Origin of the sequence: Enterobacter nematophilus (genome assembly GCF_026344075.1) — a bacterium.
GTDB classification, from domain to species: domain Bacteria; phylum Pseudomonadota; class Gammaproteobacteria; order Enterobacterales; family Enterobacteriaceae; genus Enterobacter; species Enterobacter nematophilus.
Window position 1 is genome coordinate 85,396 of the sequence record NZ_JAPKNE010000002.1, and the last position, 20,313, is coordinate 105,708.

General features: G+C 59.3%; 20 protein-coding genes. 15 read left to right on the forward strand and 5 right to left on the reverse strand.

All coding sequences use genetic code 11. From position 1 onward, the window contains the following. The first annotated feature begins 1 nt into the window (after position 1). The 7 genes from nuoI to OSH03_RS07200 all read left to right on the forward strand — a co-directional run bounded on the left by nuoI (position 2) and on the right by OSH03_RS07200 (position 7,239). A complete protein-coding gene (gene nuoI, locus OSH03_RS07170) occupies positions 2–544 on the forward strand; it encodes an NADH-quinone oxidoreductase subunit NuoI (RefSeq protein WP_003861491.1) in 543 nt (180 codons plus the stop codon). A gap of 10 nt (positions 545–554) precedes the next feature. After that, positions 555–1,109: an NADH-quinone oxidoreductase subunit J gene (gene nuoJ / locus OSH03_RS07175; protein WP_008500212.1), complete on the forward strand. Its 555-nt coding sequence runs from the start codon at positions 555–557 to the stop codon at positions 1,107–1,109. Then, positions 1,106–1,408, forward strand: a complete 303-nt coding sequence (gene nuoK / locus OSH03_RS07180; RefSeq protein ID WP_003861496.1) for an NADH-quinone oxidoreductase subunit NuoK — start codon at positions 1,106–1,108, stop codon at positions 1,406–1,408. The genes nuoJ and nuoK overlap by 4 nt, the downstream gene beginning before the upstream one ends. Continuing rightward, complete coding sequence (gene nuoL / locus OSH03_RS07185; protein ID WP_061097545.1) at positions 1,405–3,246, forward strand: NADH-quinone oxidoreductase subunit L; 1,842 nt, start codon at positions 1,405–1,407, stop codon at positions 3,244–3,246. Before nuoK ends, nuoL begins: the two co-directional genes overlap by 4 nt. A 76-nt stretch (positions 3,247–3,322) precedes the next feature. Then, on the forward strand, positions 3,323–4,852 hold the full coding sequence (gene nuoM, locus OSH03_RS07190; protein ID WP_151413963.1) for an NADH-quinone oxidoreductase subunit M: 1,530 nt from the start codon (positions 3,323–3,325) through the stop codon (positions 4,850–4,852). Positions 4,853–4,858: 6 nt separating this feature from the next. Next, positions 4,859–6,316 carry an NADH-quinone oxidoreductase subunit NuoN gene (gene nuoN / locus OSH03_RS07195; protein WP_061097547.1) on the forward strand — a complete coding sequence of 486 codons (1,458 nt, stop codon included), beginning with the start codon at positions 4,859–4,861 and terminating at the stop codon, positions 6,314–6,316. A gap of 494 nt (positions 6,317–6,810) precedes the next feature. Further along, positions 6,811–7,239, forward strand: coding sequence for a hypothetical protein (locus OSH03_RS07200; RefSeq protein ID WP_266178689.1), 429 nt, complete (start codon positions 6,811–6,813; stop codon positions 7,237–7,239). Between the two features lie 123 nt (positions 7,240–7,362). On the opposite strand, the gene OSH03_RS07205 is transcribed toward OSH03_RS07200, so the two are convergent. Next, positions 7,363–8,367 carry a chemotaxis protein gene (locus OSH03_RS07205; RefSeq protein ID WP_061097549.1) on the reverse strand — a complete coding sequence of 335 codons (1,005 nt, stop codon included), beginning with the start codon at positions 8,365–8,367 and terminating at the stop codon, positions 7,363–7,365. Positions 8,368–8,431: 64 nt separating this feature from the next. Further along, positions 8,432–9,349: a ribonuclease BN gene (gene rbn, locus OSH03_RS07210; RefSeq protein ID WP_266178690.1), complete on the reverse strand. Its 918-nt coding sequence runs from the start codon at positions 9,347–9,349 to the stop codon at positions 8,432–8,434. A gap of 71 nt (positions 9,350–9,420) precedes the next feature. Between rbn and OSH03_RS07215 the strand changes: the two genes are divergently transcribed. The 8 genes from OSH03_RS07215 (at position 9,421) to menE (ending at position 17,331) form a co-directional block, all read left to right on the forward strand. Beyond that, positions 9,421–9,882 carry a GNAT family N-acetyltransferase gene (locus OSH03_RS07215; RefSeq protein WP_266178691.1) on the forward strand — a complete coding sequence of 154 codons (462 nt, stop codon included), beginning with the start codon at positions 9,421–9,423 and terminating at the stop codon, positions 9,880–9,882. A gap of 53 nt (positions 9,883–9,935) precedes the next feature. Next, entirely contained in the window at positions 9,936–10,241 is a 306-nt protein-coding gene (gene elaB / locus OSH03_RS07220; protein WP_028013924.1) for a stress response protein ElaB, read from the forward strand. A gap of 85 nt (positions 10,242–10,326) precedes the next feature. Further along, positions 10,327–11,622 (forward strand): isochorismate synthase MenF, encoded by a 1,296-nt coding sequence (menF, locus tag OSH03_RS07225; protein ID WP_266178692.1) that lies wholly within the window; start codon positions 10,327–10,329, stop codon positions 11,620–11,622. Positions 11,623–11,710: 88 nt separating this feature from the next. Further along, positions 11,711–13,381 (forward strand): 2-succinyl-5-enolpyruvyl-6-hydroxy-3-cyclohexene-1-carboxylic-acid synthase, encoded by a 1,671-nt coding sequence (menD, locus tag OSH03_RS07230; protein WP_266178693.1) that lies wholly within the window; start codon positions 11,711–11,713, stop codon positions 13,379–13,381. Further along, positions 13,378–14,154: a 2-succinyl-6-hydroxy-2,4-cyclohexadiene-1-carboxylate synthase gene (gene menH / locus OSH03_RS07235; protein WP_266178694.1), complete on the forward strand. Its 777-nt coding sequence runs from the start codon at positions 13,378–13,380 to the stop codon at positions 14,152–14,154. Before menD ends, menH begins: the two co-directional genes overlap by 4 nt. Next, the gene (menB, locus tag OSH03_RS07240) at positions 14,151–15,008 is read left to right on the forward strand and encodes a 1,4-dihydroxy-2-naphthoyl-CoA synthase (protein WP_059355185.1); all 858 of its coding nucleotides are present in this window, start codon (positions 14,151–14,153) and stop codon (positions 15,006–15,008) included. Before menH ends, menB begins: the two co-directional genes overlap by 4 nt. After that, positions 15,008–15,973, forward strand: a complete 966-nt coding sequence (gene menC / locus OSH03_RS07245; protein ID WP_061097556.1) for an o-succinylbenzoate synthase — start codon at positions 15,008–15,010, stop codon at positions 15,971–15,973. Before menB ends, menC begins: the two co-directional genes overlap by 1 nt. Further along, positions 15,970–17,331 carry an o-succinylbenzoate--CoA ligase gene (gene menE / locus OSH03_RS07250; RefSeq protein WP_266178695.1) on the forward strand — a complete coding sequence of 454 codons (1,362 nt, stop codon included), beginning with the start codon at positions 15,970–15,972 and terminating at the stop codon, positions 17,329–17,331. The genes menC and menE overlap by 4 nt, the downstream gene beginning before the upstream one ends. Here the strand turns inward: menE and OSH03_RS07255 are convergent, their stop codons facing one another. Genes OSH03_RS07255 through OSH03_RS07265 form a run of 3 tightly spaced genes read right to left on the reverse strand, consistent with a single transcriptional unit; the run spans position 17,332 to position 20,281 of the window. Beyond that, a complete protein-coding gene (locus OSH03_RS07255) occupies positions 17,332–18,846 on the reverse strand; it encodes a tripartite tricarboxylate transporter permease (RefSeq protein ID WP_061097558.1) in 1,515 nt (504 codons plus the stop codon). Positions 18,847–18,857: 11 nt separating this feature from the next. Beyond that, the gene (locus OSH03_RS07260) at positions 18,858–19,289 is read right to left on the reverse strand and encodes a tripartite tricarboxylate transporter TctB family protein (RefSeq protein ID WP_014884622.1); all 432 of its coding nucleotides are present in this window, start codon (positions 19,287–19,289) and stop codon (positions 18,858–18,860) included. An 11-nt stretch (positions 19,290–19,300) separates the two neighbouring features. After that, positions 19,301–20,281, reverse strand: coding sequence for a Bug family tripartite tricarboxylate transporter substrate binding protein (locus OSH03_RS07265; protein ID WP_266178917.1), 981 nt, complete (start codon positions 20,279–20,281; stop codon positions 19,301–19,303). Positions 20,282–20,313: the final 32 nt, after the last annotated feature.

The window sequence follows — 20,313 nt, forward strand, 5'->3', positions numbered from 1 at the left end:
CATGACCTTAAAAGAATTACTGGTAGGTTTCGGTACCCAGGTACGCAGTATCTGGATGATCGGCCTGCACGCGTTTGCTAAACGCGAAACCCGGATGTACCCGGAAGAGCCGGTATATCTGCCGCCGCGCTACCGTGGCCGTATCGTGCTGACGCGCGACCCTGACGGCTCCGAGCGCTGCGTTGCCTGTAACCTGTGTGCGGTAGCGTGTCCGGTTGGCTGTATCTCTCTGCAGAAAGCAGAGACGGTAGACGGCCGCTGGTACCCTGAGTTCTTCCGCATCAACTTCTCACGCTGCATCTTCTGCGGTCTGTGTGAAGAAGCGTGCCCAACCACGGCGATTCAGCTGACTCCGGACTTCGAGCTGGGTGAGTACAAGCGTCAGGACCTGGTGTACGAGAAAGAGGATCTGCTGATTTCCGGTCCGGGCAAATACCCGGAATATAACTTCTACCGGATGGCGGGTATGGCAATCGACGGCAAAGATAAGGGCGAAGCAGAGAATGAAGCTAAGCCTATCGACGTCAAGAGCCTGTTACCGTAAGGAGAGGGCAATGGAATTCGCTTTTTATATCTGTGGCCTTATCGCCATCCTGGCCACGCTGCGAGTAATTACGCACACCAATCCGGTGCATGCGCTGCTGTACTTAATCATCTCGCTGCTGGCTATTTCCGGGGTGTTCTTCGCGCTGGGCGCGCACTTTGCCGGTGCGCTGGAAATCATCGTTTACGCCGGGGCCATCATGGTGCTGTTCGTCTTCGTTGTGATGATGCTGAACCTGGGCGGCTCTGAAATTGAGCAGGAACGTCAGTGGTTAAAACCGCAGGTGTGGATTGGCCCGGCAATTTTGTCGGCCATCATGCTGGTGGTGATCGTTTACGCCATTCTGGGTGTTAACGATCAGGGCATCGACGGCACGCCAATTGGCGCGAAAGAGGTGGGTATCACGCTCTTTGGCCCATACGTTCTGGCGGTGGAACTGGCCTCTATGCTTCTGCTGGCAGGCCTGGTTGTGGCTTTCCACGTTGGCCGCGAAGAGCGTGCTGGCGAGGTGCTGAGCAACCGCACTGACGACCGCGCGAAAAGAAAAACGGAGGAGCGCGCATGATCCCCTTAACACATGGACTGATCCTCGCTGCGATTTTATTCGTTCTGGGTCTGACCGGTCTGGTTATCCGCCGCAATCTGCTGTTTATGCTGATCGGCCTGGAAATCATGATTAACGCCTCCGCGCTGGCCTTTGTGGTCGCCGGAAGCTACTGGGGCCAGACCGATGGTCAGGTGATGTACATTCTCGCCATTAGCCTCGCGGCTGCCGAAGCGAGTATTGGCCTGGCGCTGTTGCTGCAGCTCCATCGTCGCCGCCAGAATCTGAACATCGATTCAGTAAGTGAGTTGCGTGGATGAACATGCTTGCCTTAACCATTATTTTTCCGCTGATTGGCTTCGTGCTGCTGGCGTTTTCTCGCGGCCGCTGGTCTGAGAATCTGTCCGCGACCGTTGGCATGGGCTCTGTCGGCCTGGCCGCGCTGGTCACAGCGTATGCGGGTATCGACTTCTTTAACAACGGACGCCAGCCTTTCAGCGTGCCGCTGTGGACCTGGATGTCGGTCGGTGATTTCAACATCGGTTTCAACCTGGTGCTGGATGGTCTGTCTCTGACCATGCTCTCCGTGGTGACCGGCGTGGGCTTCCTGATCCACATGTTCGCCTCCTGGTACATGCGCGGTGAAGAGGGATACTCCCGCTTCTTCGCCTACACCAACCTGTTTATCGCCAGCATGGTCGTTCTGGTGCTGGCCGATAACCTGCTGCTGATGTATCTGGGCTGGGAAGGCGTGGGTCTGTGTTCTTACCTGCTGATCGGTTTCTACTATACCGATCCGAAGAATGGCGCTGCGGCCATGAAAGCGTTCGTCGTGACCCGCGTGGGTGACGTCTTCCTCGCGTTCGCGCTGTTCATTCTCTACAACGAACTGGGCACGCTGAACTTCCGCGAAATGGTGGAACTGGCGCCGGCGCACTTCGAAGCAGGCAACAACATGCTGTGGTGGGCGACGCTGATGCTGCTGGGTGGTGCCGTGGGTAAATCCGCGCAGCTGCCGCTGCAGACATGGCTGGCCGACGCGATGGCGGGTCCAACCCCTGTCTCCGCGCTGATCCACGCCGCGACCATGGTAACCGCCGGTGTTTACCTGATTGCGCGTACTCATGGCCTGTTCCTGATGACTCCGGAAATTCTGCATCTGGTGGGTATCGTCGGTGCGGTGACGCTGGTGCTGGCAGGCTTTGCCGCGCTGGTGCAGACCGACATCAAACGCGTGCTCGCGTACTCCACCATGAGCCAGATTGGCTACATGTTCCTGGCGCTGGGCGTTCAGGCGTGGGACGCGGCCATTTTCCACCTGATGACGCACGCGTTCTTTAAAGCGCTGCTGTTCCTCTCATCCGGTTCCGTCATTCTGGCCTGCCATCACGAGCAGAACATCTTCAAGATGGGCGGACTGCGTAAGTCCATCCCGCTGGTCTATGTCTGCTTCCTGGTGGGCGGCGCGGCGCTGGCGGCACTGCCGCTGATTACCGCGGGCTTCTTCAGTAAGGACGAAATCCTTGCGGGTGCCATGGCGAATGGTCATATCAATCTGATGGTTGCGGGTCTGGTCGGTGCGTTCATGACCTCCCTGTATACCTTCCGTATGATTTTCATCGTATTCCACGGTAAAGAACAAATTCACGCTCACGCAGGGAAGGGGATTACCCACCACCTGCCGCTGATTGTGCTGCTGGTACTCTCCACCTTCGTTGGCGCGATGATTGTGCCACCGCTGCAGGGCGTACTGCCAGACACCACCGAGCTTGAGCACGGTCGCGTTCTGACGCTTGAAATCACCTCCGGTGTGGTCGCTATCGCGGGCATCCTGATTGCGGCATGGCTGTGGCTGGGCAAACGTACGCTGGTAACCGCCGTTGCCAACAGCGCGCCGGGTCGTCTGCTGGGCACCTGGTGGTACAACGCGTGGGGCTTCGACTGGCTGTACGACATGATCTTCGTTAAGCCGTTCCTGGGCATTGCGTGGCTGCTGAAGCGCGACCCGTTGAATAGCCTGATGAACATCCCGGCGATCCTCTCCCGCTTTGCAGGTAAAGGCCTGCTGTACAGCGAGAACGGCTACCTGCGCTGGTATGTGGCGTCCATGAGCATCGGTGCGGTTGTCGTGCTGGCGCTGCTGATGGTATTGCGTTGATCGTTAAGTGAATTTTATTCGAATTCGTTGAAAATCAGGCCCCCGCAGGGGGCCTTAAAAAGGAATGTAAATCGCCATGTTACTACCCTGGCTAATATTAATTCCCTTCATCGGCGGCTTCCTGTGCTGGCAGACCGAACGCTTTGGCGTGAAGATGCCGCGCTGGATCGCGCTGATCACCATGGGATTGACGCTCGCGCTTGGCCTGCAACTGTGGTTGCAGGGCGGTTACTCACTGACCCAGTCTGCGGGCATTCCGCAGTGGCAGTCTGAGTTCATCCTGCCGTGGATCCCGCGTTTCGGCATTACGATCCACCTGGCGATTGATGGTCTGTCGCTGCTGATGGTGGTGCTGACCGGTCTGCTCGGCGTTCTGGCGGTACTTTGCTCCTGGCGAGAAATCGAAAAATACCAGGGCTTCTTCCACCTGAACCTGATGTGGATCCTGGGCGGCGTGATCGGCGTGTTCCTTGCCATCGACATGTTCCTGTTCTTCTTCTTCTGGGAGATGATGCTGGTGCCGATGTACTTCCTGATCGCGCTCTGGGGCCACAAGGCGTCCGACGGTAAAACGCGTATCACGGCGGCAACCAAGTTCTTCATCTATACGCAGGCGAGCGGTCTGGTGATGCTGATTGCCATTCTGGCGCTGGTGTTTGTTCACCACAGCGCAACCGGCACCTGGACCTTCAACTACGAAGACCTGCTGAAGACCCCGATGTCGCACGGCGTTGAATACTTGCTGATGCTGGGCTTCTTCATCGCGTTCGCGGTGAAAATGCCGGTCGTTCCGCTGCACGGCTGGCTGCCAGACGCGCACTCCCAGGCACCAACGGCGGGTTCCGTTGACCTGGCGGGCATCTTGCTGAAAACGGCGGCCTACGGTCTGCTGCGCTTCGCACTGCCGCTGTTCCCGAACGCCTCCGCGGAATTCGCACCGATTGCTATGTGGCTGGGTGTGATCGGTATCTTCTACGGTGCCTGGATGGCCTTCACGCAGTACGACATCAAGCGTCTGATTGCTTACACCTCCGTTTCCCACATGGGCTTCGTGCTGATTGCTATCTACACCGGCAGCCAGCTGGCGTACCAGGGCGCGGTGATCCAGATGATTGCGCACGGTCTGTCCGCAGCCGGTCTCTTCATTCTTTGCGGTCAGCTGTACGAACGTCTGCATACCCGCGACATGCGCATGATGGGCGGCCTGTGGAGCAAAATTAAATGGCTGCCAGCGCTGTCCATGTTCTTCGCGGTGGCTACCCTGGGGATGCCGGGCACCGGTAACTTCGTTGGCGAATTTATGATTCTGTTCGGCAGCTTCAAAGTGGTACCGGTAATTACCGTGATCTCCACCTTTGGTCTGGTGTTCGCTTCCGTCTACTCGCTGGCGATGCTGCACCGCGCATACTTCGGTAAAGCGAAGAGCGAAATTGCTGCACAAGAACTGCCGGGGATGTCGCTGCGCGAGCTGTTCATCATCCTGCTGCTGGTCGTACTGCTGGTGCTGCTGGGCTTCTTCCCGCAGCCGATTCTGGATACCTCGCACAGCGCGATGGGTAACATCCAGCAGTGGTTTGTTAATTCTGCTTCTACTACAAGGCCGTAATTCGCCATGACAATAACTCCACAACAACTGATCGCGCTGCTACCGCTGCTGATCGTCGGATTGACGGTGGTGGTTGTGATGCTCTCCATTGCGTGGCGACGCAATCACTTCCTGAATGCCACGCTGTCGGTCATCGGCCTGAACGCCGCGTTAGTCTCTCTCTGGTTTGTTGGCCAGGGCGGGGCGATGGACGTCACCCCGCTGATGCGCGTTGACGGCTATGCCATGCTTTACACCGGTCTGGTGCTGCTGGCGAGCCTGGCAACCTGTACCTTTGCGTACCCGTGGCTTGAAGGCTACAACGACAACAAAGAAGAGTTTTACCTGCTGGTTCTGATTGCCGCGCTGGGCGGCATTCTGCTGGCGAATGCCAACCATCTGGCCGCGCTGTTCCTCGGCATTGAGCTGATCTCTCTGCCGCTGTTCGGCCTGATTGGTTACGCCTTCCGTCAGAAGCGCTCTCTGGAAGCGAGCATCAAGTACACCATTCTGTCTGCTGCTGCGTCCTCCTTCCTGCTGTTTGGTATTGCGCTGCTGTACGCACAGTCCGGTAACCTCTCCTTCATGGCGCTCGGTAAGAGCCTCGGCGACGGCATGCTGCATGAGCCGCTGCTGCTGGCAGGTCTGGGCATGATGATCGTTGGCCTCGGCTTCAAGCTCTCTCTGGTTCCGTTCCACCTGTGGACGCCAGACGTCTACCAGGGCGCTCCGGCTCCGGTGTCGACCTTCCTGGCGACGGCGAGCAAAATCGCTATCTTCGGTGTGGTCATGCGTCTGTTCCTGTACGCACCGGTGGGTGACAGCGAAGCCGTTCGCGTGGTGCTGGGCATCATCGCGTTCGTCTCCATCATCTTCGGTAACCTGATGGCGCTGAGCCAGACCAACATCAAGCGTCTGCTGGGCTACTCGTCCATCTCTCATCTGGGCTACCTGCTGGTGGCGCTGATTGCGCTGCAGAGCGGCGAGATGTCGATGGAAGCCGTGGGCGTGTATCTGGCAGGTTACCTGTTCAGCAGCCTCGGCGCCTTCGGCGTGGTGAGCCTGATGTCCAGCCCGTACCGTGGTCCGGATGCCGATTCACTGTTCTCCTACCGTGGTCTGTTCTGGCACCGTCCAATTCTGTCCGCGGTAATGACCGTGATGATGCTCTCTCTGGCTGGTATCCCGATGACGCTGGGCTTTATCGGTAAGTTCTACGTGCTGGCCGTTGGTGTGCAGGCGCACCTGTGGTGGCTGACTGCGGGCGTGGTTATCGGCTCCGCGATTGGTCTCTACTACTACCTGCGTGTGGCCGTGAGCCTGTACCTGAGCGCGCCTCAGCAGCTCAATCGCGATGCGCCATCCAACTGGCAGTACAGCGCCGGCGGTATCGTGGTGCTTATCTCCGCGCTGCTGGTGCTGATCTTCGGTATCTATCCGCAGCCGCTGATTGACATCGTGCAGCGAGCGATGCCGCTGATGTAAGCCGGTAAAAAATAAAAAGCCCGCATCTGGACTGCCCCATAAAATCGGGCAGTTCATGAAAAGCGACTAACAGGGCCTGGGTTCGGTTTTCTACCGGACTCAGGCCTTTTAATTTATGCCATGAATACCGTGAGTTACCAGGCTCTTACCCAGCGTCGAACCAATGTTCTCTCTACACCAAAGCGTACAGCTGTACGATGTGCTCCCTATTTCCGAAAAAAATAGTTTTCTTCTTTAGGGTTTATGCTAAATATAAATATACCCTTTGCTTTTCAGGGAATAAATCCGTTATTTCATGTGAAACAAATAAATGTATACATTTATTTGGTAATTATTATTTTTGAGCGCCATGTTAAGCGGCGTGTGAATTTAATTATAACGCTGCTGTGAATTAACAAAGTATTAATGCTGACATTCAGGAGAAACGTTTAACTCTTATTCGGTGGTTTCTCTGCTGAGAATAAAATTATATTTTGATGATGGATAAGAAAGAGATGAAAAAAAGATTCATAACCACGCTGACGCTTGCCGCTATTTTGATCTCGCCTGCGCACGCCATTAGTGAGAAATACCGTGCCCAGCTTGAGCGCTCGGGATGCACGCAGGTTACGGACGGTAACGGGTGCGATATTCACAAAACCAAAGCGCAGAATGCGGCGGCCGCTCAAAAGAGCGAGCCTGCGGTAGCCGACTTCCAGCCTTACGTGGGCACCTGGCAGTCACTCGATCAGAACGGAAAAGCGATCGATACGTTTACTGTCACCCGTACCAGCGTAAAGACGCGTGGCCATCTTGTCGAGCAGGCGAGGGTGGACAATGGTCGCCTGACGTTCCGTGTTCAGGCCGCGGAGTTCAATCTGCTTCCGGAAGGTTTTGGAAGCTGGTTAACCTCAACACAATCAGGCGCAATTAAGCGTCATTAATCAGAGAGGAAAGAGCATGTGCGTTAATCTTTATGACAATGCGCGTCGCTATGCCGACGACAAGAAGTAATCATCAGCTAAAATAGAATGCACCGCCCGAAATAAGGGCAGTGCATTCGACTGTTATGCCAGCGCTTTACGGCTGATCAACGGCCCGTCAATCTTCTTCATAGAGCGGTCCAGCACTTCCTCAATGACCGACGACAGCTCGTTCAGCTCAAACTTCGCCACATACCCGTCCGCCTTCACCTTGCGAATATGGTCTTCGTTGGCGTTGCCGGAAAGGGACGAGTGGATCACCACCGGAATATCCTTCAGCACCGGGTCGGTTTTGATTTTGCGCGTTAGCGTAAAGCCGTCCATCTCCGGCATTTCGAGGTCCGTCAGCACCAGAGCGATCTTGTCGGTGATCGGTACACCTTCGGCCTGCGCCTGAGCGGCCAGCACGCCAATTTTCTCCCACGCGTCTTTGCCGGTGATGTGCAGCTGCGCCGGGATCTCCATCGCCTGCAGACCTTTCTCAAGCATCGAACGCGCCACTTTGGAATCTTCCGCCACAATGGCGACAGAACCCGGCTTGATGTTGAATTTGGTGGTCTTCAGATTGGTCGCGTGGAGATCGTGATTGGCCGGGGTGATGTCATAGAGGATCTGCTCAACGTCCAGCACCATCGCCAGATCGTTGGTATCCGTTTTCTCATCCAGGCAGGCAATGCTGGTGATATAGCGGCCGCTGACGGCGGTTTCCGCCGCGTGCACCTGCTTCCAGTCCAGACGCATGATGTTCTCAACCGATTCCACGGCAAAGGCCTGCACGCTGCGGGCATATTCGGTGATCAGCAGGATGTTCAGCCCGGTAGTGGGCTTACAGCCCGCTACGGCGGCCAGGTCGATCACCGGGATCACCTGATCGCGAATATTCACCATCCCCATCAGGGGGGATTTCATCCCGGCGGGTTTTGTGAATTCCGGCATCGGCACAATTTCACGCAGCTTAAAGACGTTAATGCCAAACAGCTCGGATTTATTTTCGTTCAGAGAGGTGCCAAGACGGAACAGCAACAGTTCAAAACGGTTCGACAGGGTGAGATTCGCCCTGTCATCAATATCTTTCTGGAAATTATCCATTCTACCCTCGAGAGAAATGCTGACCTTTTAATCGTTATCGGCATTCTGAGAGAAAAATGAAGGGCTAAACGCTGACCTTAGCGAAATCTTCCGCCAGCTCGCACGCCGGGAACACCGCCAGGCACTCTGCCAGCAGGCTTGCACACCCCCGCGCGTCGTAGCGGGAACTGACGTGAGTGACGATCAGCTTCCCGACGCCCGCGTCGCGGGCAAGCTGCGCCGCCTGTCGCGTTGAGCTATGGCCGCGGCCGTTGGCTTTCTCTTCCATCGCCGTTTCCAGCGTGGCTTCGTGCACCATCACGTCAACGCCATGGGCAAGCTGCAGGGCGGCAGGGCACGGCGCCGTGTCGCCAAAGATAGCCAGCTTCTTGCCCGGCTCGGGCGCGGCGAGATAATCCTGGCCGTCGATCGTGCGCCCATCCTCCAGCGTAACGCTCTCGCCCTGTTTGAGTCGCTGGAAGAGCGGCCCTGGCTTGACGCCGTCGGCAACGAGCGCGGCGGCATTCAGCGCGCCGGGTTTATCATGCTCTTCCACGCGATAGCCGTAGCACTCCACCGGATGGTTAAGCGGAAAAGCCCGCACCTGATAATCCCCGTCGTCGAATACCAGACCTTCGCCGATTTCAACCACCTCCAGCGGATAATCTGTCCACGAGCCGCTCAGGCGCAGCGTGGTTTCAACGAACTCCCGAACACCCGCAGGCCCGTAGATCGTCAGCGGGTTGGCGTTACCCGCCATGGAACGGCTGCACAGCAGGCCGGGAAGGCCAAACAGATGGTCTCCATGCAGGTGAGTGATAAAAATTTTGTCCAGCTTGCCGGGGTGATACGCGGTGTGCAGCAGCTGATGCTGCGTCCCTTCACCGCAGTCAAACAGCCACAGCCTGCCGCGGGTGGGGTGCTTAAGATCCAGCAGAATTGCCGTCACGTTTCGTGAGCGGGTTGGCACGCCAGCGGACGTACCCAGAAAAATCAGTTCCATAACGCAATCAGCCCTTTGCCGAACGGGGAGGGGTTTAGTATAACGTGATGAACCCCAGGAAGGAGAAAGAGATGATCCAGTGGCAAGATTTACATCATAGCGAGCTTACCGTTCATTCCCTTTACGCGCTGCTTAAACTGCGCTGCGAAGTGTTTGTGGTTGAACAGACCTGCCCGTATCAGGACATCGACGGAGATGACCTCGTTGGCGAAAACCGCCATATTCTCGGCTGGAAGGATAACGAGCTGGTGGCGTATGCGAGGATTCTGAAAAGCGAGGACGATGTTGAGCCCGTGGTGATAGGCCGCGTCATCATCAGCGGTAACGCGCGCGGTGAAAAACTGGGCTATCAGCTGATGGAAAAAACGCTGGAGGCGTGCCAGAACCAGTGGCCGGACAAGGCGTTATACCTGGGCGCGCAGGCGCACCTGCAATCCTTCTACGGTCATTTCGGTTTTATGCCGGTCACCGACGTCTACGACGAAGACGGTATTCCGCACATCGGCATGGCGCGCGAAGCGAAACAGGCGTAATGGCGCGTCGTTGTCTATAGTTAGCGGACTGGTGTACTAACATGGAGAAAAATATGTCATTTCAATCCTGGGATACCCGTATCGACGACGACCTGACCCTACTGAGCGAAACGCTGGAAGAGGTGTTACGTTCCTCGGGCGACCCTGCCGATCAGAAATATATCGAGCTGAAAGCCCGTGCCGAGCAGGCTCTCCACGACGTTAAAAACCGCGTCAGCCATGCGTCTGATACGTACTACTACCGCGCCAAAAAAGCGGTTTATCGTGCCGATGATTACGTCCATGAAAAACCGTGGCAGGGCATTGGGGTGGGTGCAGCCGTAGGGCTGGTGCTGGGTCTGCTGTTAGCCCGTCGTTAGGCCGCATAACCACTCCCTATACGTGGGTACTGATATTTCTTATGGTACCCCGTATAATATGAGGTTTTAACAGGGAGAGGTTCGCGTGAATTCGATTTTCCTCGCGCTGGAACAACTGCGTACCCATCTTTCGCAAGCGTTACCTGCCACATCCGGCCTGCGTCATTTCGACGTCTCTTTCCCGTTAAACGATGCCTTCGATCCCCTCGCCTGGCTGGGCGAGCAGCAGTGCTATCCGCAGTTTTACTGGCAGCAGCGTAACGGCGATGAAGAGCTGGCCGCGCTGGGAGCGGTCGTCCAATTCTCCTCTCTGGCGTTAGCCTCGCAGTTTTTAAGCGCGCAACACGCGCCTGAAGATACCCGCATCTGCGGCCTGAACGCGTTTAACCCGGAGCAGGGCAGCCTCTTTTTACCGCGCCTGCTGTGGCGACGTACCGCTGGCCACGCCACGTTGCGCCTGCAGCTGTGGAGCGACAGCTCGCTTGAGGACGATGCCGGGGCCGCGCGGGCGTTCTTACAGCAGCTGCTTCCTGCCAGACCTGTCCGTCCGCTCTTCGTGCAGGTTGAGCACGAAACCCATCACCCGGAAAAACCGCAATGGCTTAGCCTTATCGGCAAAGCGACAGAGACAATTGCACGCGGTGATTTCGAAAAGGTGGTTCTCGCCCGCGCAACCGATTTGCAGTGTAAAGCGCGCGTTAACCCCGTCGCGCTGATGGCGGCCAGCCGCGCCCTGAACTTAAATTGCTATCATTTCTGCATGATATTCGACGCCAGCAATGCGTTTCTCGGCTCCACGCCCGAGCGTCTCTGGCGGCGGCGCGGCAAGCTGCTGCGCACCGAAGCGCTGGCGGGCACCGTCGCCAGCCATACTGATGATAAGCAGGCGCAGCGTCTGGGCGAGTGGCTGCTGAATGACGATAAAAACCAGCGCGAAAATATGCTGGTGGTGGAAGATATCTGCCAGCGTCTTCAACACCATACGCAGACGCTGGAGGTGCTGCCGGCTCAGGTCGTCCGCCTGCGTAAAGTGCAGCACTTACGCCGCTGTATCTGGACCGAGCTCAAGCAGGCCGACGATGAGCTGTGCCTGCACGTGCTCCAGCCGACGGCGGCGGTAGCCGGGCTGCCGCGACAGCCAGCGCGCGAGTTTATTCAGCACGTTGAACCCTTTAGCCGCGAGTGGTACGCCGGTTCGGCCGGGTATCTATCCCCTGAACAAAGCGAGTTCTGCGTGGCGCTGCGCTCGGCGCGCGTGAGAAATGACGCTCTGAGGCTCTACGCCGGGGCGGGCATTGTCAGCGGGTCTGATCCGGAGCAGGAGTGGCAGGAGATCGAAAACAAAGCCGCCGGGTTGCGCTCTCTGCTCCTAAGGGATTAATACTGATTCGCGCAATCCCGATTCATATCAAAATTCCAATTTTTTCTATTATTTATACTGTGTCGCATTCTTGATACCGGACAATCTCATGTCAGTAAGTTCTTTTAACCGACGCTGGGCGGCGGTGATCCTTGAAGCCCTGACGCGCCATGGCGTCAGGCACGTGTGTATTGCACCGGGTTCTCGTTCAACGCCGCTGACGCTGGCGGCCGCTGAAAACCGGGCGTTGATTCACCACACCCATTTTGACGAACGCGGCCTTGGCCATCTGGCACTCGGGCTGGCGAAGGTCAGTAAAGAACCCGTGGCGGTGATTGTCACCTCCGGTACCGCCGTGGCGAACCTCTATCCGGCCCTGATTGAAGCCGGGTTAACCGGTGAAAAACTGATCCTGCTGACGGCCGACCGCCCGCCTGAGCTAATCGACTGCGGCGCCAATCAGGCCATTCGCCAGCCGGGACTTTTTTCTTCGCACCCTTCGCAGACGGTTTCGTTACCGCGTCCCACCCAGGACATTCCGGCAAGCTGGCTGGTCTCCACCGTCGATCACGCCATGGCGACATTGCGCAGCGGGGCGCTGCATATCAACTGCCCGTTTGCCGAGCCGCTTTACGGCGAGCTGGACGATACCGGCCTTGACTGGCAGCGGTCGCTCGGCGACTGGTGGCAGAGCGAAAAGCCGTGGCTGCGCGAGCAGACGCATCTTGAGAGCGCGAAACAGCGCGACTGGTTCTTCTGGCGGCAGAAGCGCGGCGTGGTCATCGCCGGGCGCATGAGCGCTGCGGAAGGCAGGCTGGTCGCTGAATGGGCGCAAACCCTCGGCTGGCCGCTGATTGGCGACGTGCTTTCCCAGACCGGCCAGCCGCTGCCGTGCGCCGATCTCTGGCTGGGTAACGCGAAAGCGGTTACTGAGCTTTCGCAGGCGCAGATTGTGGTCCAGATCGGCGCAAGCCTCACCGGAAAACGTCTGCTGCAGTGGCAGGCGACCTGCACCCCGGAAGAGTACTGGGTGGTGGACGCGCTGGAAGGGCGGCTCGACCCGGCGCACCATCGCGGCCGTCGTCTGGTGAGCAAAATTGACAGCTGGCTGGAACTGCACCCGGCGGAAAAACGTCAGCCCTGGGCGGTGGCGATCCCGGAGCTGTCGCGTCAGGCGTGGGAAATCACCAAAGCGCGCTGTGAGGCATTCAGCGAAGCCGGGCTGGCGCACCGTATTCGCAAGTACCTGCCGGAACAGGGGCAACTGTTTGTCGGCAACAGCCTGGTCGTGCGGCTGATTGACGCCTTTTCGAAGCTGCCGTCGGGCTACCCGGTATACAGCAACCGCGGTGCCAGCGGCATCGACGGGCTGATCTCGACGGCGGCGGGCGTGCAGCGCGCCAGCGCGAAATCGACGCTGGCGATCGTGGGCGATCTCTCCGCGCTCTACGACCTCAACGCGCTGGCGCTGCTGCGTCAGGCGTCCGCGCCGTTTGTGCTGATTGTGGTCAACAACAACGGCGGGCAGATTTTCTCCCTGTTGCCAACGCCCCAGAGCGAGCGCGAGCGCTTCTATCTGATGCCGCAGAACGTGCAGTTTGAACACGCCGCGGCGATGTTCAGCCTGAAATACCATCGCCCGGAAAGCTGGGAACAGCTGGAAGCGGCGTTAAGCACCGCCTGGAAGCAGCCGGGCGCGACGCTGATTGAGCTGGTGGTGAACGAGGCCGACGGCGCGCAGACTCTGCAAAGCCTGCTGGCGCAGGTAAGCCAGCTGTGATCCTCTCGGGCGTGCAGCAGGCCGGAAAACCAGGCTATCCCTGGCTGGTCTTTTTGCACGGTTTTTCCGGCGACTGCCGCGAGTGGCAGGCTGTCGGGAAGCAGCTCAGCGACTATCCCCGGCTCTATCTTGACCTGCCGGGCCACGGTGAGTCAGGGGAGATAACCGTGACGGGGTTCGACGAGATGAGCAATTTGCTCATCCGAACCCTTCTTAGTTACAACATACTAAAATTCTGGCTGGTGGGGTACTCCCTCGGCGGCCGCATTGCGATGTTTCATGCCTGCCAGCGGCCGAAGGGGCTGCTGGGGGTGATTGTTGAAGGCGGGCATCCGGGCCTGCGGGATGAGAACGAGCGCACTGCGCGGCGGGTATCCGACCACCGCTGGGCGACGCGTTTTCGCACCGAACCGCTGGAAAAGGTCTTTACCGACTGGTACCAGCAGCCGGTATTTGCCTCCCTCACGGACCACCAGCGCAAGACGCTTATTGCCCTGCGCAGCCAGAACAACGGCGCGACGCTGGCGAAGATGCTCGAAGCGACGTCGCTGGCCGTGCAGCCCGATTTGCGTGCCGCGATTAGCGTATGCAATTTCCCTTTTGACTATATCTACGGTGAACGTGACCAGAAGTTCGCAGCCCTGGCCGCTGAGCTGGACGCCGTTCGCCATGCGATTCCCAACGCCGGACACAACGCCCACCGGGAAAACCCCGATGCGGTTGCCGCGTGTCTGGCCCAGATACTGCGTCTTCGAATAAAGGACACTCTATGATCTATCCTGATGAACACATGCTTTATGCGCCGGTTGAATGGCAGGACTGCTCCGAAGGCTACACCGACATTCGTTACCACAAATCCGCCGACGGCATTGCCAAAATCACCATCAACCGTCCGCAGGTGCGTAACGCCTTCCGTCCGCTGACCGTCAAAGAGATGATTCAGGCCCTGGCGGATGCGCGCTATGACGACAGCATCGGCGTGATTGTCCTGACCGGTGAAGGCGAGAAGGCCTTCTGCTCCGGCGGCGATCAGAAAGTGCGCGGCGACTACGGCGGATACCAGGACGATGCGGGTACGCACCACCTGAACGTCCTCGATTTCCAGCGCCAGATCCGCACCTGCCCGAAACCGGTTGTCGCGATGGTGGCGGGCTACTCCATCGGCGGCGGCCACGTGCTGCACATGATGTGCGACCTGACCATTGCCGCTGAAAACGCCATCTTCGGCCAGACCGGCCCGAAAGTGGGCTCCTTCGACGGCGGCTGGGGCGCCTCTTACATGGCGCGCATCGTCGGGCAGAAAAAAGCCCGCGAAATCTGGTTCCTGTGCCGCCAGTACAACGCGCAGGAAGCGTTGGATATGGGCCTGGTCAATACCGTAGTGCCGATTGCCGATCTCGAAAAAGAGACCGTCCGCTGGTGCCGCGAGATGCTGCAAAACAGCCCGATGGCGCTGCGCTGCCTGAAAGCGGCGCTCAACGCTGACTGTGACGGTCAGGCGGGCCTGCAGGAGCTGGCGGGCAACGCCACCATGCTGTTCTACATGACCGAAGAGGGTCAGGAAGGACGCAACGCGTTTAATGAAAAACGCCAGCCGGACTTCAGCAAATACAAACGGAACCCGTAATGCGTCGCGCGCAGGTTTACCGCTGGCAGATACCGATGGACGCGGGCGTGGTGCTGCGTGAACGGCGGTTAAAAACCCGTGACGGCTTCTTCGTGCATCTTCAGCAGGACGGGCGGGAAGGCTGGGGCGAGATTTCGCCTCTGCCGGGCTTTAGCCTCGAATCGCTGGATGACGCGCAGTCTGCATTGCTGGCGTGGGTAAAGGCGTGGCGCGAGGGCGCAAACCCGGCGTTGCCGGACGCGCCTTCCGCGGCCTTTGGCATCAGCTGCGCGCTGGCGGAGCTGGACGGCAGTCTGCCGCAAGAGGCTAACTACCGCGCGGCACCGCTCTGCACGGGCGACCCGGACGAGCTGTTCGCGCTGCTCGCCGCCATGCCTGGCGAGAAAGTGGCGAAAATCAAAGTCGGCCTCTACGAAGCGGTGCGTGACGGCATGGTCGCCAACCTGCTGCTGGAAGCAATCCCCGATCTGCACCTGCGTCTGGATGCCAACCGCGCCTGGACGCCGCTTAAGGCGCAGCAGTTCGCGAAGTACGTCAACCCGGCGTACCGCAGCCGCATTGCCTTCCTCGAAGAACCGTGCAAAACCCGCGACGATTCGCGCGCGTTTGCCCGCGAAACGGGGATTGCCATCGCCTGGGATGAAAGCCTGCGCGAGGACGATTTTGAATTTATCGCCGAGCCCGGCGTCAGCGCGGTGGTGATTAAGCCGACGCTGACCGGCAGCCTGGTGAAGGTGCGCGAGCAGGTCGCGGCGGCGCACGCGCTGGGGCTGACGGCGGTGATCAGCTCGTCGATAGAGTCCAGCCTGGGGCTGACCCAGCTGGCGCGCATTGCCGCCTGGTTAACGCCGGACACGGTTCCCGGCCTCGACACGCTGAACCTGATGCAGGCGCAGCTTCTTCGCGAGTGGCCTGACAGCACGCTGCCGTGCCTCGACGCAGAGGCGCTGGAGCCGCTGTTATGAGCTTTACCGACTGGCCCTGGCGGCACTGGGGCGCGCGTTTTGCCGATAAACCGGCCCTGAGGCTAAATGACGAAGCGCTCACCTGGCGGCAGCTTTGCGCGCGCGTCGACCGCCTTGCGGCAGGGTTTCACCAGCAGGGCGTGGCGGAGGGCGACGGCGTACTGCTGCTGGCCTATAACCACCCGCAAACGCTGCTGGCATGGCTGGCGCTGCTGCAGTGCGGGGCGCGTATTCTTCCCGTTAATCCCCAGCTGCCGCGCCCGCTGCTCGACGTGCTGATCCCGCAGATGACGCTGCGCTTTGCGCTGGTGCTGGACGGCAGCTACGACGGCCTTCATGGCCTGAGCATGCGCGAGCCGGCGGATGCGTACTGCGCTGCGTGGCAGCCGGCGCGGCTGGCCTCCATGACGCTCACATCCGGCTCCACCGGGCTGCCGAAAGCGGCGGTGCATACCTGCGCCGCCCATCTTGCCAGCGCCCGCGGCGTGCTGTCGCTGATGCCCTACGGGGATAACGACGACTGGCTGCTTTCGCTGCCTCTGTTTCACGTTTCCGGCCAGGGGATTTTGTGGCGCTGGCTGCAGGCCGGTGCGCGCTTAACCGTGCGCGAGAAGCAGCCGCTGGAGCAGGCGCTGCGCGGCTGCACCCACGCCTCGCTGGTGCCGACCCAGCTCTGGCGTCTCCTGAATAGCGAAAGCCACATCGCACTGAAAGCGGTGCTGCTTGGCGGGGCGGCTATTCCCGTGACGCTGACGCAAAAGGCCCTGGAGCAGGGCGTTCGGACGTACTGCGGCTACGGTCTGACCGAGTTTGCCTCTACCGTCTGCGCAAAAGAGGCTGACGGCGATCCGGACGTGGGGCGTGTGCTGCCGGGCAGAGAGGTGCAGGTCGTTAACGGTGAAGTCTGGATCAAAGCGCAGAGCATGGCTTCCGGCTACTGGCGAGACGGCGCGCTGATGCCGCTGACCAACGCGCAGGGCTGGTTCGCCACCCGCGATCGCGGGGAATGGCATGGGGACCGTCTGACGATTTTAGGCCGCATGGACAATCTCTTTTTCAGCGGAGGAGAGGGGGTCCAGCCGGAATCGCTGGAGCGCGTTATCGCCGCGCACCCGCAGATTAACCAGGTGTTTATCGTCCCGCTGGATGACGCAGAGTTTGGACAGCGTCCGGTGGCGGTGGTGGAGTGCGAGCCGGGAACGGATATCACCCGTTTCCCGGAATGGGTGCAGGGCAGGCTGGCGCGGTTTGAACAGCCCGTTCACTGGCTGGTGCTGCCGGCTGAGCTAAAAAATGGCGGGATTAAGATCTCCCGCCAGGCGTTAAAGCAGTGGGTAAATGCCCAGCTGTCCGCGTAGTTAGCCGATATCCGGCTCCGGCTTGCGCTGACGACGACGCAGCAGGCGCAACACCGGCGGCACCACAATCACCATGACCGCGAGCGCTAGCAGAACCTTCGCGACGCTGCTGTCCCACAGTATCGACATATTGCCGTTGCTGATGGAGAGGGCGCGGCGCAGGTTCTGCTCCAGCATCTCACCCAGCACAAAGCCCAGAATCAGCGGTGACATCGGGAAGTGCATTTTTCGCAAGATGTAGCCGAACACGCCCAGAACCACCATCAGCACCAGGTCAAACGTGGTGCTGTGCACCGCGTACACCCCCACCGCAGAGACGGCGGCAATGGCGGGCACCAGGAACCACAGCGGAATGGTCAGCATGCGGGTGAACAGCCCAATCAGCGGGATATTCATCACCAGCAGCATCACGTTAGCGATCAGCAGCGCGGCAATCAGCCCCCAGACTATATCGGGCTGCTCGGTAAACATTGCCGGGCCGGGCGTGATGTTATAGAGCGTCAGCGCGCCCATCATCACCGCCGTGGTGCCGGATCCCGGCACGCCCAGGGTCAGCATCGGGATAAACGAGCCGCAGGCCGAGGCGTTATTGGCCGCCTCAGGCGCGGCGACGCCGCGAATATCGCCTTTACCAAAGCTATCGCTGTTGCCGCTGAGCTTCTTCTCGGTCATGTAGGTGATGGCGCTGGCGATAGTGGCCCCGGCGCCCGGCAGGATGCCGACGAAGAAGCCAATCACCGATGAGCGCAGCGTGGTGCCGATGCACTGCGCGCCCTCTTTAGCGCTAAAGAGCATCCGGCCGGTTTTGCGCACCAGCGTCTGCCCGCTGCTGGTATGCTCCAGCATCAGTAAGATCTCAGACACAGAGAACAGGCCGATCACGACGACAATGAACTGCACGCCGTCGGACAGGTGAACGCTGTCGAAGGTAAAGCGATAGACCCCGGTATTGGCATCCACGCCGACGGTGGCTAACCCTAAGCCAATCAGCGCGGATAAAAACGACTTCAGCGGATTTTGCGCCATCATGCTGCCGAGGCAGGCAATGGCGAACACCATCAGGGCAAAATATTCTGCCGGACCAAACGCCAGCGACCACTGGGCCAGCGCAGGGGCAAACAGAATGATGCCGCCAATGGCAATCAGCGAACCACAGAACGAACTGACCGCAGAGATGGAGAGCGCCACGCCGCCGCGTCCCTGCCGCGCCATCGGGTAGCCGTCCAGCGCGGTCATGATCGCCGCCGCATCCCCCGGCACGTTAAGCAGGATCGACGAAATGCGTCCGCCATATTCACAGCCGATGTAGACCGTTGCCAGCAGGATCAGCGCCGATTCCGCAGGCAGATGCAGGGCAAACGCCAGCGGGAGTAAAATCGCCACGCCGTTGATCGGCCCAAGGCCCGGCAGCAGGCCGACAATCGTGCCCACGAAACAGCCTATCAGGGCGATCACCAGGTTTTCCGGGGTCATCGCCACGGCGAACCCCTGCGAGAGATAAATCCAGGTATCCATAGCGTGCTCCGTTAATTAAGCCAGGCGCCGAGCGGTAACGTCACGTCCAGCAGGCGGTCAAAGGCGTACCACAGTAAAATCCCCATCACCACGCCAGAGATCCCCGCCGCGGGGAGGGTGGCGTTAAACAGCATGCCGATGACCATCGTCAGGATGGCGGTTGCCACCGGGAAGCCGAGCCACTCAAAGCCCCAGGCATACATCAGCAGGACAATCACCATCACCAGCAGACGCTGCAGAATGCGACGCGGCGGCCACTCGACGGTATCCGGGTGGCGCAGCAGCAGCGCCACCGAGCAGAGCAGCATCAGGCCGACGATGCCCATCGGGAAGGGGCGGGGCCCCACGGGTTCATAGCTGTATTCGCTGTGGATCTGCCAGGCGACAAACATCCCGCCAACGCAGAGCAGCAGCCATATCCCGGCAAAAATACGATCGCTCATAGCGCCTCCGGTTATTTCGCCAGGCCAAAGGCTTTCGCCTGTTCGCGATAGTCATTCACCTGTTTTTTGACGTACTCATCCAGCGGCTTACCGGTCAGGTTGAACTCAAACAGCCCGCGCAGATCGCGCTGCTTCTTAAACTCTTCGGTCTGCTGGAGTTTGTTGAACGTGTCAACCCACCACTGGTACTCGGCATCGGTCACTTTTGGCCCGACGAAGAACCCGCGGATGATCGGCCAGACCAGGTTATAACCCTGCTCTTTGGCGGTCGGGACGTTCGCCAGCTGGCCCGGCAGACGGTTTTCCGAGAAGACCGCCAGAACGCGGATCTTATCCCCGCTCAGGTACGGCACCATCTCGCTGAGATCGCCGGAAACGGCCTGAACGTGGTTGCCCATCAGCGCGGTGACCGGTTCGCCGCCGCCCTCAAAGGCCACGTAGCGCATCTTGTGCGGGTCAACCTTCGCCTGCTGGGCGAGAAGGGCCGCTTTCATCCAGTCCTGGCTGCCGATAGATGCGCCCGCGCCAATCACCACGCTGTTCGGATCTTTTTCCATAGCGGTCAGCAGATCTTTCAGGGATTTCCATGGGGAATCGGCACGCACGGCGATCATCCCGTAGTCGGTGCCGACGGTCGCCAGCCAGCGCACGTCGTCCACGCCGTAGCGGCCAAACTTGCCCTGCGACAGGTTCAGCAGCGAGCCGCCGGAGAAGGCCACCACCGTTCCCGCTTCCGCTGGACGTTGCGCGACGATGGCGTTATAGGCTACCGCGCCCACGCCGCCTGGCATGTAGGTGACGCGCATCGGTTTCTCAATGGCCTTCGTCTCCAGCAGGCTGACCTGAATCAGTTTGCAGGTGAGATCGAAGCCGCCGCCCGGCTTGGCCGGGGCGATACATTCGGTACGGGACGGAGCGTCCTGGGCCTGAACGACAGAGGTACTCAACAGCAATACGCTTGCAGCAAGGGTAGAAAGCAATTGTTTTTTCATCATTTATCCTCACGCCGGGGTACGGGTATGGG